Origin of the sequence: uncultured Parvibaculum sp., assembly GCF_963975745.1 — a bacterium.
Taxonomy (GTDB): Bacteria; Pseudomonadota; Alphaproteobacteria; order Parvibaculales; family Parvibaculaceae; genus Parvibaculum.
Genome location: NZ_CAXBIB010000006.1, coordinates 1 through 13,537, shown reverse-complemented (window position 1 = coordinate 13,537; position 13,537 = coordinate 1). Strand labels below are relative to the sequence as shown.

The 13,537-nt window shown below is 64.6% G+C and carries 12 protein-coding genes; 6 read left to right on the top strand and 6 right to left on the bottom strand.

Translation table 11 applies throughout. The annotated features are described in order from the left end of the window. Positions 1 to 43 precede the first annotated feature (43 nt). Positions 44 to 823 carry a hypothetical protein gene (locus AAC071_RS06270; RefSeq protein ID WP_339830993.1) on the top strand — a complete coding sequence of 260 codons (780 nt, stop codon included), beginning with the start codon at positions 44 to 46 and terminating at the stop codon, positions 821 to 823. On the opposite strand, the gene AAC071_RS06265 is transcribed toward AAC071_RS06270, so the two are convergent. From AAC071_RS06265 to AAC071_RS06255, 3 genes are all read right to left on the bottom strand, one after another. Continuing rightward, entirely contained in the window at positions 820 to 1,632 is an 813-nt protein-coding gene (locus AAC071_RS06265) for an enoyl-CoA hydratase (protein ID WP_339830991.1), read from the bottom strand. The genes AAC071_RS06270 and AAC071_RS06265 overlap by 4 nt on opposite strands. Positions 1,633 to 1,944: 312 nt before the next feature. Beyond that, a complete protein-coding gene (locus AAC071_RS06260; protein WP_339830989.1) occupies positions 1,945 to 3,087 on the bottom strand; it encodes a DUF819 family protein in 1,143 nt (380 codons plus the stop codon). A gap of 83 nt (positions 3,088 to 3,170) precedes the next feature. Then, a complete protein-coding gene (locus AAC071_RS06255) occupies positions 3,171 to 4,229 on the bottom strand; it encodes a lipid A deacylase LpxR family protein (RefSeq protein ID WP_339830987.1) in 1,059 nt (352 codons plus the stop codon). Positions 4,230 to 4,367: 138 nt separating this feature from the next. Here AAC071_RS06255 and AAC071_RS06250 point away from each other — a divergent pair, with 138 nt between their 5' ends. Together AAC071_RS06250 and AAC071_RS06245 are read left to right on the top strand one after the other, a co-directional pair. Continuing rightward, entirely contained in the window at positions 4,368 to 5,948 is a 1,581-nt protein-coding gene (locus tag AAC071_RS06250; protein WP_339830985.1) for an AMP-binding protein, read from the top strand. A gap of 22 nt (positions 5,949 to 5,970) precedes the next feature. Beyond that, positions 5,971 to 6,873, top strand: a complete 903-nt coding sequence (locus AAC071_RS06245; protein ID WP_339830983.1) for an SDR family oxidoreductase — start codon at positions 5,971 to 5,973, stop codon at positions 6,871 to 6,873. Here the strand turns inward: AAC071_RS06245 and AAC071_RS06240 are convergent. The 3 genes from AAC071_RS06240 to AAC071_RS06230 all read right to left on the bottom strand — a co-directional run bounded on the left by AAC071_RS06240 (position 6,870) and on the right by AAC071_RS06230 (position 10,259). Beyond that, entirely contained in the window at positions 6,870 to 8,069 is a 1,200-nt protein-coding gene (locus AAC071_RS06240; protein ID WP_339830981.1) for an acyl-CoA dehydrogenase family protein, read from the bottom strand. The genes AAC071_RS06245 and AAC071_RS06240 overlap by 4 nt on opposite strands. 148 nt (positions 8,070 to 8,217) lie before the next feature. Further along, a complete protein-coding gene (locus AAC071_RS06235) occupies positions 8,218 to 8,994 on the bottom strand; it encodes an alpha/beta hydrolase (RefSeq protein ID WP_339830979.1) in 777 nt (258 codons plus the stop codon). Next, on the bottom strand, positions 8,994 to 10,259 hold the full coding sequence (locus tag AAC071_RS06230; RefSeq protein WP_339830977.1) for an LLM class flavin-dependent oxidoreductase: 1,266 nt from the start codon (positions 10,257 to 10,259) through the stop codon (positions 8,994 to 8,996). The genes AAC071_RS06235 and AAC071_RS06230 overlap by 1 nt, the downstream gene beginning before the upstream one ends. Positions 10,260 to 10,461: 202 nt before the next feature. Here AAC071_RS06230 and AAC071_RS06225 point away from each other — a divergent pair, with 202 nt between their 5' ends. From AAC071_RS06225 to AAC071_RS06215, 3 genes are all read left to right on the top strand, one after another. After that, complete coding sequence (locus AAC071_RS06225) at positions 10,462 to 11,406, top strand: aldo/keto reductase (protein WP_339830975.1); 945 nt, start codon at positions 10,462 to 10,464, stop codon at positions 11,404 to 11,406. A 73-nt stretch (positions 11,407 to 11,479) separates the two neighbouring features. Beyond that, the gene (locus tag AAC071_RS06220) at positions 11,480 to 11,890 is read left to right on the top strand and encodes a hypothetical protein (protein WP_339830973.1); all 411 of its coding nucleotides are present in this window, start codon (positions 11,480 to 11,482) and stop codon (positions 11,888 to 11,890) included. Positions 11,891 to 12,039: 149 nt separating this feature from the next. Next, positions 12,040 to 13,425 (top strand): MFS transporter, encoded by a 1,386-nt coding sequence (locus AAC071_RS06215; protein WP_339830972.1) that lies wholly within the window; start codon positions 12,040 to 12,042, stop codon positions 13,423 to 13,425. The last annotated feature ends 112 nt before the right edge of the window (positions 13,426 to 13,537 follow it).

Below are 13,537 nucleotides of genomic sequence, written 5' to 3'. Positions count from 1 at the left end.
AACTCCACCTTCATTCAAACGATTCGTCCGGAGGACCGGGCACGTGACCAACGGAACGTCGTCGAAGCCGGTCAGTCGCGCTAAAATGGCCCTGCGCCTCCGGCCCTATTTCGACCTCCAACTGCGCTTTGCCGAAGCGATGGCGGCTTCCGGCGGCGAGGCACTTGCGGCGTCGGTGACGCGAAATACCAATCTCCATCGGCGGTTTGGTTTCGGGCGCATTCACAACGGTGTCTATGCGCCGGAATGGGCAGGCTATCTGGCGCTTCTGGAGGAAGCCGAAACGCATGAGGCGCGGCTCGACGCGACCTGTACCTTTTTCGCCCAGTGTCCGGACGAAAAGAAGCCGGAGAAGGAACTGCGGTTCGGCTGTTTCAGTTTCGAGCTGCAGGACGAGCGGGGCGCAGTGCGCATTCATTTCGGCAATCGGGAGGAAGGCGGCATCGGCCCGCTTTCCCGGGCGCGGATGGCGGAGCGGCAGCGCGAGTTGCACGACATGTTCGCGCATATCCGCGCGGTGCATCCCGAAGCATCGCGCGTGCGCGGCGGCTCATGGCTCTATCGCGTTGAGGCCTATCGGCGGCTCTTTCCGCCTGACTACGTGAAGTCATGCGCGCCGGCGCACGGGTTGATGCGTTTCGACGGTACGTCCAGCTGGGGGCAGTTCCTCGACCGGCAAGGCGGCGTGAAGCCGGATTTGCGCGACATCTTCCTGCGCAATCTGCCGTCGCTCGATCCGAAAAGCGCCGAAGACGTCTTTCCCTTGCCCGCAATGCGGGCCGAGGCGCCGGTCGGCCTTTTCTTCGATTTCTACGGCGCCTAACTTCCCGACTGCTGCTTCCCGCGGCTCTGGATGCCTTCGCGCCGCGCGGCGATTTCTTCCGGCGCGACGGATTTGTTGGCGGCGTTGGAGAATTGCCGTTCGGTCTTGAGCGCGGTGCCGAAATCCTGCGCAAAGCCGTCGTCGATCAGTTTCTTGTAGGCCGGCAGGCATTGCGGCACGACCGAGAGCATGTCCTCGGCGAGTTTGCGCGCAGTCGGCAGCAGTTCTTCCGCCGGCACCACGCGGTTGACGAGGCCCCATTCGTTGGCCTGTTGCGCGCTGAGGAAATTGCCGGTCAGCGACAATTCCTTGGCGCGGTAGATGCCGATGGCGCGGGAGAGCTTCTGGCTGAGACCCCAGCCCGGCAGGATGCCGACGCGCGCATGGGTGTCGGCGAAGCGCGCATTTTCCGAACAGATCAGCACGTCGCAGGCGATCGCAAGCTCGAAGCCGCCGGTGATGGCGACGCCGTTGATCGCGCCGATGACCGGGCCCGAAAAGCGCCCGATCGAGGTGACGGGGTCCTTGTCGCTGATGGTCGAATTGACGCCGCCCCCCGAACTATCGGAGCTTCCGCCCACCGCGCTGGCGTCGCCGCCCAGTTCCTTGAGATCGAGCCCGGCGCAGAAAGCCTTGCCGGCGCCGGTCAGGATCGCGACGCGGATGTTCTCGTCGGCCTCGAGGTCCTCGAAGGTCTCGGCAATGGCGCGGCGCAGATCGCGCGACAGCGCGTTCATGGCGGTCGGCCGGTTCAGCGTGACGGTGGCGATGCTGCCGGACTTCTCGACCAGGATGACGGGCTCGGACATGGGGCTTCTCCTCGATGGAATGGCGTTGCCGCTGTTCTATCGGGATCGGCAAGCGCGGGCAAATTACGCAAGGTTTGCGGTGTTCTTTAGCGGCTGTTTGAGCGACCACCCGCCCCTGGGGGCGGGTCGAAATTCAGGTCGCGTCAGCGGCGTGAATTTCGGGGAGGGGGAGGGGCGGATACGGCGGGTTCATTCGCTTGCGGTTTCGGGCGTCAGGTGACGCTTTCCCCCGCCCCACAAAATTCTTCGCTGCGCTCGAATTTTCTGACCCGCCCCCAGGGGCGGGTGGGAAGAAAGGAACTTCGCGATTGCCTACCCCAGCCACCCCGTCAGCGCGACGCCGATGAAATTGGCGACTGCATAGCCGAGCACGCCGAACATGACGCCGGGTGTCACCAGTCCGTGCCAGCGCTTGCCGGCGGCCATCGCGGCGGCGGTCGCAGGGCCGACCGCGACGGTGTTGGAAATGACCAGCGCTTCGGCGAGGTCGATGCGGAAGAGCTTCGCGCCCGCCAGCACGATGACAATGTGAACGGCGGCCATGATGAAGACAAAGAGGAAGATCGGCATCGCCGTCTCGACCATCAGCACGATGTCGGCGGCCGCACCGATGACGCCGAAGAAGAGATACATGAAGAACATGCCGAGCGTGAAGCCGCCTTCGAGCCGGTGCATCTGTTTGGGAAAGATGTTGGCGATCAGCAGCGCATTGACCGTGACGAAGAGCACGCCGTATTTCGGAATGCCGAGCAGCGCTGCGGTCTCGAAGCCGACAAAGCAGCAGGCGGCGGCGAGGAAAAGCTGCAGCGCCAGCGCGCCCATGTCGAGCACGGGCTTTTTCTCCTCTTCCGGATGCTCATGCGCGTGCATCTCCGCCTCGATGATCTTCGAGGGGATCAGCCGCGCCAGCCAAGCGATGCCCGGCAGCATCAGCAGGAAGGCGATGAAGAAAGCGGCCATCACATTGTCGGCGGCCGCCGTCGCCGCCGTCAGCGTGCCGTCGGCGATGAGGCCGTTGGCGGTCGAGACGGCGGCGAAATTCATCGAACCGCCGATCCAGCTGGCGCCCAGCGCGCCGGCGACCAGATGGCCCGACGGCCCCATGTCGATCAGCGCAAAGCCGGCAAGCACGCCCGCCACCGTACCGATGACCGCGATGACGAAAGCCAGAAGCATCTTGCCGCTTTCGGGCAGGATCTTTTTCAGATCAGCCTTGAAGAGCAGCAGCGGAATGGCGAGCGGCACGACATAGGCCCAGACCATGTCGTGAAATGGCGAGGCAAACGGCACAATGCGCAGATTGGCCAGCAGCATGCCGGCAAGGATCGTCAGGATGACGCCCGAGACCCATTGCCCGAGCCTGGTGCGTTCCGACCAGAAGCCGAAAGCGGCAAGCCCCAGAAAGGCGAAGATGAGGCCGAACATGTTGTCGGCGGCAATCAGCGGCAGGTCCATGGCGCTCCCCCGAGGCAGGCGATTCGAATGCACCCATCATGCGGCGCGGGCGGCGGAAGACAAGCCGCCCTCAACGGGCGCCCTCAATAGGCAAACGTCACCGTGATCGAACCGAACTGATCGGGTTTGGGTTGGCCCTTGTATTCGCGGCTGCGAAAGACATGGGTGAAGCTGACCCGCGCCGGGCCGACAACGGCAACGGCGCCGAGCTTGGCGTCATAGACGAAATGTTCCTTGTCGATGCTGACGCTGTCGCGGAACGTGTTGCCGTCGAGAAAGATGTCGCGTGCGATGCCGCGGCCCTCGAGGCCGGCGAAGAGATAGCAGTTGCAGCCGGGCCCCGCCGGGCGGAACCATTCCGAACCGCCGACGCCCGGATAGATGCGGGTCGGCCCGAAATCGTCGGGCAGTTTCGGGCCGATGCGGAAGGTGCCGCCAAGGCCCGCATAGGTCTGCACATTGCCGAGCGAGACGATGGTATAGGGAATGAGATCGGTCTCCAGTCCGAACAGCCGCTCGGTCGCGAAGGTCGGGCTGCGCCATGCGCGTTCGAAACTGAGATTGACGCCGACCTCGTCGCGGATCTGGTTGCGCCAGCCATTGGCCTTGTCGACGCCGATGATCTTGTGCCACTCGTTCTGCGCCCATTCGCCCTGTGCCGCAGGGCCGACCACGCCGAGATCGAGCTTCCAGTTGTCCTGCCAGGCTTCGCCGCTTTCGCTGGCACGGTGGCTCTGCAGCGAGAAGGTGACATGGGCCCAGGCCGCATAGGGCCGCTCATTGGGAAGATAGGCCGTCGCCGCCGTATTGTCGGGTGTGAAGATCGCATGGCCGAGCGCGATGCCGAAGCGGTGGTCGGCGCGGGTGAAGGACGGCGTCGGAAAGACCAGCGAATAGATCGGTGGCGAGGAGAGATCGGCAAGCCATTGCGGCAATCCGTCAAGCGGCCGCGACAGCCACGCCGCCTGCACGCCATTGGTGTAGTGACGGTCACTGTTGGCGAACCCGGCAAAGAGGTCGTTCTCGACCTGGAAGGTGACGAAAGCCTTGTCGACCGCCTCGGGCGCCGCATGGACGGGCAGGGCGAGGAGCCCGATCGCCGTCGCGGCCAGCAGGGATCGAACGGCAACAGGCAGGATCATCGGTCATTACCTTCGGGAAAATGCGGATGCGAACTCCGCGAAGTGGCTTGACGCCGGGGAGCCCGCGCCTGTCCAATAACAGAAACAGCAGACAAAACAAAAATCACGGCGCAAAGACGCCGTCAGGGAGGAGAAATCATGGCGGTGATGGAATCGGCCCGCGCCTGGAGCCGCGAAGAGGCCGCGGCGGCCGGCATGGTGGTGGCCTGGCATGCGGCGCAGGCCCCGGACCGGCCGGCGATTGTGTCGGAGGCCGGCAATCGCAGTTATGGCGAGCTCAACGCGCGCGCCAATCGGCTGGTGCGCGCGCTCCGGCGGGCGGGCCTGAAGGCCGGCGACGCGGTGGCGCTGCTCTGTTCCAACCGGCCGGAATTCGTCGAAACGGTGGTCGCCTGCCAGCGCGGCGGTTTCCGCCTGACGCCGGTCAACTGGCACCTCAAGGGCACGGAAGTCGCCTATATCGTCGACAATTGCGAGGCGAAGGCCTTCATCGCCGATGCGCGCTTTCCGGCCTCGGCCGCCGAAGCGGCGGGCAAGGCGAAGGGCGTGGTCGCGAAACTCGCGGTCGGCGGCACCCTGCCGGGCTTTACCGCCTATGACGTCGCGGTCGAAGCCGAAGAGGGCGGCGACATTGCCGATCCCGTGCTCGGCACGCAGATGATGTACACCTCGGGCACGACCGGCCATCCCAAGGGCGTCTATCGCAAGCAGGCCGCACCCGTCTCGCCGCTGCTCCTCAAGCTGACCGAGACGGCGGCCTTCCGCGCCGGCGATCTGGCGCTGGTCACCGGCCCGCTCTATCACGCAGCACCGCTGGCGCTCAATATGAGTTTCCCGCTCAATGCCGGCGTCGGTTGCGTGCTGATGGACAAATGGGACGCGGAAGAAACGCTGCGTCTGGTTGCCGAATACCGCATCACGCACACGCATGTGGTGCCGACCATGCTGCACCGGATGCTGCAACTGCCGGAAACCACGAAAGCGAAATACGACACCTCGTCCCTGCGCTGGATCCTGCACGGTGCCGCCCCGTGCCCCGCACATGTCAAGGAAGGCGCCATCGCCTGGTTCGGGCCGGTGGTCTTCGAGTATTACGCGGCAACCGAAGGCGGCGGCATCTTCGTCGATAGCCATGAATGGCCGCAGAAGAAGGGCACGGTCGGCAAGCCGCTGCCCGGCGTCGTCGTCGAGGTGCATGACGAGGATGGCAAGCCGGTCAAGCCGAACGAGGTCGGCACGATCTATTTCAAGGCGCCCGACAGCGGCCGCTTCGAATATTTCAAGGCGCCCGAAAAGACCGAAGGCGCCTATCGCGGCGATTTCTACACCATGGGCGACATGGGCTTCATCGATGCGGACGGCTTTCTCTTCCTCACCGGCCGCAGCGCCGAAGTCATCATCTCGGGCGGCGTCAACATCTATCCGGCCGAAATCGACCAGGAGATCTTGAAACATCCGGCGGTGGCGGATGCGGCCGCCGTCGGTGTGCCCAATGAGGAATGGGGCGAGGAGGTGAAGCTGGTCGTCGAACTGAACGAAGGTTATCGCCCCGACGACGCGATGGCGCGCGAACTGCTCGACTTCGCGGCGGCGAACCTGCCCGGCTACCAGCGCCCGCGCTCGGTCGACTTCATGCAGGAACTGCCGCGCATGCCGAGCGGAAAGGTGCTCCGGCGCACGATCCGCGACCGCTACTGGCAGGGCGACAGGAAAATCTGAAAACGAAAAAGGGGAGAAGAACATGGCGGGCATTTGCGAAGGCCGCGTGGTGATCGTCACCGGCGGCGCGCGCGGGCTGGGTCGAGAATACTGCCTCGAATATGCGCGGCAGGGCGCCAAGGTGGTGGTCAACGATCTCGGCGGTGCGCGCGACGGCGAAGGCCGCTCGGCCGGACCGGCGCAGGATGTCGCCGACGAAATAAAGGCGATGGGCGGCGAGGCGGTGGCCAATGGCGACGACGTCTCCGACTGGGACGGCGCCAGACGCATGATCGACCAGGCGATCTCGACTTACGGCACGCTCGACGTGCTGGTCAACAATGCCGGCATCCTGCGCGACCGCATGATCTTCAACATGACGATCGACGAGTGGGACGCGGTCATCAAGGTGCATCTGCGTGGCACCTTCTGCCCGATGCGCCATGCGGTCGGTTATTGGCGCGAGCGCGCCAAGGCCGGCGAGCAGAACGATGCGCGCATCATCAACACGACATCGGTGTCGGGGCTTTTCTGCAATCCGGGGCAGACCAACTATGGCGCGGCGAAAGCCGGCATTGCCTCCCTGTCGCTGATCGCGGCCAAGGAACTGATCCGCTACGGCATCACGGTCAACGCGATCTCGCCCGGCGCGCTGACGCGGCTGACCGAAGACCTCGGGCCGCCGGAAGAGCTGAAGCCCGGCAAATGGAACCCGCGCGACCCCTCGAACGTCGCCCCCATCGTCGTCTGGCTGGGCTCGGCCGAAGCACGCGAGGTGACGGGCCAGGTGTTTGAATCGATGCGCGGCCGCCTCTGCGTCTATGAAGGCTGGCATCGCGGGCCCGCGGTCGAACAGGATGCCCGCTTCGATCCCGCAACGCTCGGCCCCATCGTCAGGAAGATGCTGGCCGAGCGCCGAGCGGACCAGAAGATGGGCGAGGGCTAGAGCCCCAGCACGGCCTTCGCCAGCACGTTGCGCTGGATTTCGTTCGAGCCGCCATAGATCGTGGCGGCGCGACCGAAACCGTAATTGGCAAAGACGGTCTCGGCATGATCGGGCCCGACAAGCGGCGCGTTGGGCCGCCCTTCGAGGCGCTCGCGCTGCGAGGGCAGCGTGTAATAACCGATGGCCTCGACCGCCAGTGTCTGCAGCGCCTGCTGGATGTCGGTGCCGGCGATCTTCAGGATCGAGGAGCGTTCGCCGACCTGGCGGCCGGCTGCCGCATCGGCCAGAATCCGCGCATTGGTGATCTCGAGCCCGGCCAGATCGATCTCGATTTCGGCCAGCTTGCGGCGGAACGCGGGATCGTCGGCCAGCCGTCGTCCGTCGCTGCCCTGCGTCGCTTCCGAAATCCGGTGCAGCCGCTCGACCGCCTTCTTCGATTCCGGCACGCCGGCAATGCCGGTCCGTTCATGTGTCAGCAGGAACTTGGCATAGGTCCAGCCCTTGTTTTCCTCGCCGATGCGATTGGCAATCGGTACACGCACATCCTCGAAAAAGACTTCGTTGAGATGATGCAGCTCGTCGATCGAGACGAGCGGGCGCACGGTAACGCCGGGCGTCTTCATGTCGATCAGCAGGAAGGAGATGCCCTCCTGCGGCTTCGACGTGTCGTCGGTGCGCACCAGGCAGAAGATCCAGTCGGCCTCATGCGCATAGGAGGTCCAGATCTTCTGCCCGTTGACGATGTAGTCGTCGCCGTCGCGCACCGCGCGCGTCTTCAGCGCGGCAAGATCGGAGCCGGCACCCGGTTCCGAATAGCCCTGGCACCGCCAGATGTCGCCGGTCAGGATGCCGGGCAGATGCCGCGCCTTCTGCGCATCGTTGCCGAACGTGTAGATGACCGGCCCCACCATGCCGAGACCGAACGGCATCAGCCGCGGCGCATTGGCCCGCGCCGTCTCTTCGTTGAAGATGTGGCGCTGCGTCGCGGTCCAGCCGGTGCCGCCATGTTCCTTCGGCCAGGCCGGCGCCACCCAGCCCTGTTCGTAAAGCGTGCGATGCCATTTCTTCAGCAACGGCTTCTCGACCGAGACGCCGACCGATTTCGCTTCGGCGATCTCGCGCGGCAGCTTCTCCTCGAGGAATTTCCGCACCGTATCGCGAAACGCTTCGTCGTCTTTCCTGAGCGCGAGTTCCATCGTCGTCCTCCCCGGCGTTTTCGGAACAGGATAGAGCGAAGCGGGGCCGGCGCGCCAGCCGCCAAGGCAGAAGGGCCACGCCCTTGCGGGAATGGCCCTTCGCTCCTATCCGCGTCTGTTTCTTGTTATTGGACGCCGATTTCGTATGTCAGCCGAGCTTCGCCAATGCCCTGGCGACATGATCCGGCTTTTCCATCGTCACCAGATGCCCCGCTTCGGGGATCGAGACGAGTTCGGCGCCGGCAATCGCCTTCTTCCAGGCATGAGCGTAAGCCGGCGGGATCAACCGGTCGCTGTCGCCCCAGATCAGCAGCGTCTTTGCCTTGAGGCGATAAAGCCGTTGCGAAAGCCCGCGATCGGGGATCGGGAAGAGGATCTTGCCCGCCATCCCCATCTGCCGCGCATTCTGAACCAGAAAACCCTTCAGCCATTCCGGATCGTCGAGCGCGACGCCCGCCGTCATCAGCGCAGTGCCGGCCTCGACATCGTGGAACAGAACCGCCGGCAGCTCGTAAGGCAGCATCGCGAAGATATCGGGGATCGGATGATCGTCGAGCCAGAGCCCCGCCGGACAGATCAGGCCGAGGCGGCTGACATCGTTGGGCGCGATGGCGGCCATCTCGGCGGCAATCATGCCGCCCATCGAATGCCCGACCAGGATCGGGTCCTTCAGCCCCAGCGCCTGGACGACGTCCCATGTGTGCAGCGTGATGTCGAGCATCTCGCGAAGTTCGCTGCATTCTTCCGAGTCGCCATAGCCCGGCAGCAGCGGCGCGAACACGTGATGCGTTTCGGCCAGCTTCGCCAGCAGCGGGTCTTCGGCCGTGACGCCGCCGGCGCCATGCAGGAACACCAGCGGTTCGCCCTTTCCGCCCTCGAAACAGCGGACCGGAACGTGGTGGGTCTTGATCGTTTTCGTTTCCATCAGTCCTTGCCTCCCACCATCGCGGCCACTTCCCTTTCGGCCGGCAGGCTGCCGGGCGCCGCCTGTTTCGCCAGCGGCTTGCACCAGAAGCGGTTGTCGTCCTTGTAGTCGGGGAAGATGTCGCGCAGATGCGGCATCACCTTTTCGGCGAAGAGCCGCGTCGAATGCATGCACTTGTCCATCGGCATGTTGCCGACATGCAGCAGGCAGAAGATGTTGCCGACATTGAGCCCCTTGATCAGTTCCTCCATGCGCTGGCGAACCGTTTCCGGGCTGCCGGCGATCACATGGCCCTGTTCGGTCAGGTCCTTCCAGGTGAGATGCCCGTAGCCGCCGATCGGCGGCGCATATTGCGACAAGGCCCCGGTCTGGATCGTCTTGATGGTGCGATAGCCCGGCGCGTCGGCAAAGCCGCCATAGACATGCAGGCAGCGATTGTAGAAATAGCTGACATGCTCCGAGTAGAGTCGTTCGGCCTCTTCGTCGGTGTCGGCGACGCAGATCGTCTGCGCGAAGCCGGCGCGATAGGGGCTCTCGTCGGGCGCGTTGCGCTGGGCGACGCGGTCCCAATAGCCCTGCATCAGCGCCTTGGCCCGGATATAGCCGGAGAAGGAGAGGTAGGAATAGGAATAGGTGTTGTCGATGCAGAAATCATAGGTCTCCACCGAGCCGCCGCCCGGAATATGGATCGGCGGCGGATCCTGGATCGGCCGCGGCCAGATATTGACGTGGCGGAGCTTGTTGTAGCGCCCGTTGAAGGCGAAGGGATCGGGATCGGACCAGGCGCGGCGGATCAGGTCATGTGCCTCCTGGTATTTCTCGCGCGTCAGCGCCGGAATCTGCCCGTAGCAGTAATTGGTATCCATCGAGGTGCCGACCGGGAAACCGGCGACGAGGCGCCCGCCCGAAATGCAGTCGAGCATCGCGAATTCCTCGGCGACCCGCACCGGCGGATTGTAGAGCGCGATCGAATTGCCGAGCACGACCAGGCCGACATCCTTGGTCCGCCGCGCCAGCCCCGCCGCGATGATGTTGGGCGAGGGCATGATGCCGTAGCCGTTCTGGTGATGCTCGTTGACGCCGATGCCGTCGAAGCCCAGCCCGCCCGCATATTCGAGCATGTCCATGTAGGAATTGTAGACCTCATGGGCTTTTGCCGGATCGAACAGGCGCGAGTCGATATCGACCCAGACCGAACGATGCTTCTCCCGGAAATCGTCCGGCAGATAGGGCCACGGCATCAGATTGAACCAGGTGAATTTCATTTCGGTCCTCCCGGAAGGGGCTCTTTTCGGCGCGCCTCGGGAGGCCGCCCGGCCCTCGACAAGTTTTAGGGTGATCACCCTAGGCCGGGAGTCTAGCCAGTTCGGCGGTCTCACGCAAACGTTACGGTGCGCCAAGGGCGCACCCTGTCGCGCCGCCGCGCAACGCCCTATCGTGACCCGAACGCAAATGCCGGAGGATGCCATGCGCTTCAAGACCCTTGGAAATTCGGGCCTGAAAGTTTCGGTCGTCGGCCTCGGCTGCAACAATTTCGGCATGAAGATCGATCAGGCCGCGACCGACACCGTCGTCCACAAGGCGCTCGACCTCGGCATCACCCTGTTCGACACGGCCGATGTCTACGGCAACAAGGGCGGCTCGGAGCGGATGCTGGGCCATGCCCTGGGCGCGCGGCGCAAGGACATCGTGCTGGCGACCAAGTTCGGCCTGGCGATGGAGGACGGCGAATACATGAAGGGGGCGTCGCGCCGCTACATCCTGCAGGCGGTCGAGGCGAGCCTGAAACGTCTGAACACGGATTATATCGACCTCTACCAGCTCCATTTCCCCGACCCCGGCACGCCGATCGAGGAAACGCTCTCGGCGCTCGACGATCTGGTGCGCGCGGGCAAGGTGCGCTACATCGGCTGTTCCAATTTCGCCGGCTGGCAGCTGGTCGAGGCGCATTACCTCGCGCGCGATGCGGGTCTTGCGCCCTTCATCAGCGCCCAGAACCACTACAATCTGCTCGACCGCAAGATCGAACTGGAACTCGTTCCCGCCGCGCAGAAATACGGCGCCGGCATCCTTCCCTATTTCCCGCTGGCCAGCGGCATGCTGACCGGCAAGTACCGCCGCGGCGGCAACGGCCCGGAAGACGGCCGCCTGACGGTCGCCGCCGCCATGGGCAAGAACCTCCTGACCGACGCCAATTTCGACATCGTCGAAAAGGTGACGGGTTTTGCCGAAGCGCGCGGCAAGTCGACGCTCGACGCCGCCATCGGCTGGCTCGCATCGCAGCCCCATGTCGCCAGCGTCATCGCCGGTGCGACCAGGCCCGAACAGGTCGAACAGAATGTCGCCGCCGGTGCATGGGAAATGACGGCCGAGGAACGCGAGGAGATCGACAAGCTGACATTCCGCTTCTGAACGCGATTTCCGGTTGCCCGCCGCGCCGGTGAAATGTTCTGCTGGGGCTTCCGCAGACAAGCAGGAGGAAACGATGCGCAACACACGCAAGGCTTCCGGTTTCGCGGCCGCCGCGGCGGCGCTGATGCTGCTGGCGGCGGCCCCCGCTCAGGCGGCCGGCGCCCAGCCGGACAAGGAAATCGCCGCCGCCGCGCAACATGCGGGCTTCGCCGCCGGCGCCGGCGACATTGGCGGCGTCCGCACCCATCTCCATCACACGGTCAATTGTCTGGTCGGGCCCGATGGCGAAGGCTTCGCGCCGAAGGAGGTCAATCCCTGCAAGGCACTCGGCAACGGCGCGATCCCCGACACCGCGGACGAGGAGACGAAGGCCGCGCTCGAGGCAGCCCTCGAAAAGGCGCAGGCCGGTATCGCGGCCGAAGATCACGATGCGGCGAAGGCGCTGGCCGGCGAGACGCAGGCAATGCTCGAGGCGCTGAAATAGACGTTTCGGCACCGCCGCGCCCGGGCGTCCGATTTCGCTTGGGCGCGGCGGCGCCGTCTCTATACTCGCGGGCCATCGGAACAGAAAACGACGACAAGGCGGCGTCCCCGCGGAAAAAGGGGAAAGCCGCCTGAGGGGGAAATTGGGCCATGACCGCGCCGCTGTCGCGATCCTCGATCTATCTTCACGGTTCGATCGGCCTGCCGATCGCGATGTTCGGTTATCCGGTGGCGGTCTGGCTGCCGCCCTTCTATGCCGGCGAGCTCGGCGTCTCGCTGGCGGCCGTCGGCACCATGATCATGCTGGCCCGCCTCACCGACGTCGTCACCGATCCGCTGATCGGCTATTTCTCCGACCGCACCCACACCCGCATCGGCCGCCGCAAGCCCTTCATGCTGCTCGGCCTGCCGATCCTGATGATCGGCGTGCTCTTCCTCTTCATGCCGCATCTTTTCGGCTTTTCCTCGGTCGGCAGCCTCTATCTGCTGGCCTGGCTCGGCATCATGTTCATCGGCTCGACGCTGGTCTACATCCCCTATTTCGCCTGGGGCGCGGAAATGTCGCCCGACTATCACGAGCGTTCCCGCATCACCGCCTCGCGCGAATTCTATGTCCTGGTCGGGCTGATGGTTGCGGCGCTGATCCCGGCGCTCCTGCCCTTCTTCCTCGACGGGCCGGCAACGCCGAAGCCGGTGCTGACGGCGATGGGCTGGACGATCATCGTCCTGACGCCGCTGGCCGTGCTGCTGGTCTGCTGGCGCGTCGCCGAACCGGCCCATGTCAAGGTCGCCCGCCAGGTGCCGCTGCTCGAAGGGTTGCGCCATGTCGGGCGCAACGGCCCGATGGTGCGCGTGCTGGCCATCGTGCTGATCGTCACCGGCGGCGAGGCCTTCCGCAACGCGCTCTCGCTCTTCTTCATGCGCGACTATATCGGCGTCACCGGCGTCGGCATGCTCTATCTCTATTATTTCGGCGCGGGCCTGCTCGCCATTCCGGGCTGGCTCTGGCTCGGCCGCCGGATGGGCAAGCACAAGGCCTTCGCCGTCTGCATGACGGCGGCAGCCGCGCTTTCCACCATCGCCTTCTTCCTCGAGCCGGGCCAGACGCAGATCTTCACGGCGATGTTCGTCGCCAAGGGCCTCTGCTTCGGCGGTCTCCAGTTCCTGCCGCTGGCCATGCTCGCCGACGTGATCGATGTCGATACCGCGCGTTCCAAGGGCAAGCGCGCCGGCACCTTCTTCGCCATCTCCGGCATGACCACCAAGCTCGCCACCGCTTTCGGCACCGGCATCTCGCTCAACGTGGTCGCCTTTTTCGGATTCAATCCGGTGCCCGGCGTGGTCAACGGGCCGGAGGAATTCTGGTGGCTCGCCTTTTCCTATGCGGTGATCCCCTCGGTCTTCTTCCTCGCCGCGCTCTGGCTCACCTGGACCTATCCGCTGACAGCGGCACGCCAGGTCCGCCTGCGCGGTCTGATCGAGCGCCGCAATCTGCGTCTGGCACAGGAAGCCGCGATCAACCGATCGGCGGATTGAGAGCATTGACTGACGACAAGATTTAGGTGAGTTTTTAAGCACTCTTTACGCGTTTGAGTCTGACCTGAGCCCCAAGTTTCATCCAGTTGGAAGTAGAGTCTGTTGAACATTT

Coding starts and splice junctions, on each gene's coding strand:
- AAC071_RS06215 (WP_339830972.1), top strand. CDS start 12,040: ATGACCGCGCCGCTGTCGCGATCCTCGATCTATCTTCACGGTTCGATC.
- AAC071_RS06245 (WP_339830983.1), top strand. CDS start 5,971: ATGGCGGGCATTTGCGAAGGCCGCGTGGTGATCGTCACCGGCGGCGCG.
- AAC071_RS06240 (WP_339830981.1), bottom strand. CDS start 8,069: ATGGAACTCGCGCTCAGGAAAGACGACGAAGCGTTTCGCGATACGGTG.
- AAC071_RS06260 (WP_339830989.1), bottom strand. CDS start 3,087: ATGGACCTGCCGCTGATTGCCGCCGACAACATGTTCGGCCTCATCTTC.
- AAC071_RS06225 (WP_339830975.1), top strand. CDS start 10,462: ATGCGCTTCAAGACCCTTGGAAATTCGGGCCTGAAAGTTTCGGTCGTC.
- AAC071_RS06265 (WP_339830991.1), bottom strand. CDS start 1,632: ATGTCCGAGCCCGTCATCCTGGTCGAGAAGTCCGGCAGCATCGCCACC.
- AAC071_RS06230 (WP_339830977.1), bottom strand. CDS start 10,259: ATGAAATTCACCTGGTTCAATCTGATGCCGTGGCCCTATCTGCCGGAC.
- AAC071_RS06220 (WP_339830973.1), top strand. CDS start 11,480: ATGCGCAACACACGCAAGGCTTCCGGTTTCGCGGCCGCCGCGGCGGCG.
- AAC071_RS06255 (WP_339830987.1), bottom strand. CDS start 4,229: ATGATCCTGCCTGTTGCCGTTCGATCCCTGCTGGCCGCGACGGCGATC.
- AAC071_RS06250 (WP_339830985.1), top strand. CDS start 4,368: ATGGCGGTGATGGAATCGGCCCGCGCCTGGAGCCGCGAAGAGGCCGCG.
- AAC071_RS06235 (WP_339830979.1), bottom strand. CDS start 8,994: ATGGAAACGAAAACGATCAAGACCCACCACGTTCCGGTCCGCTGTTTC.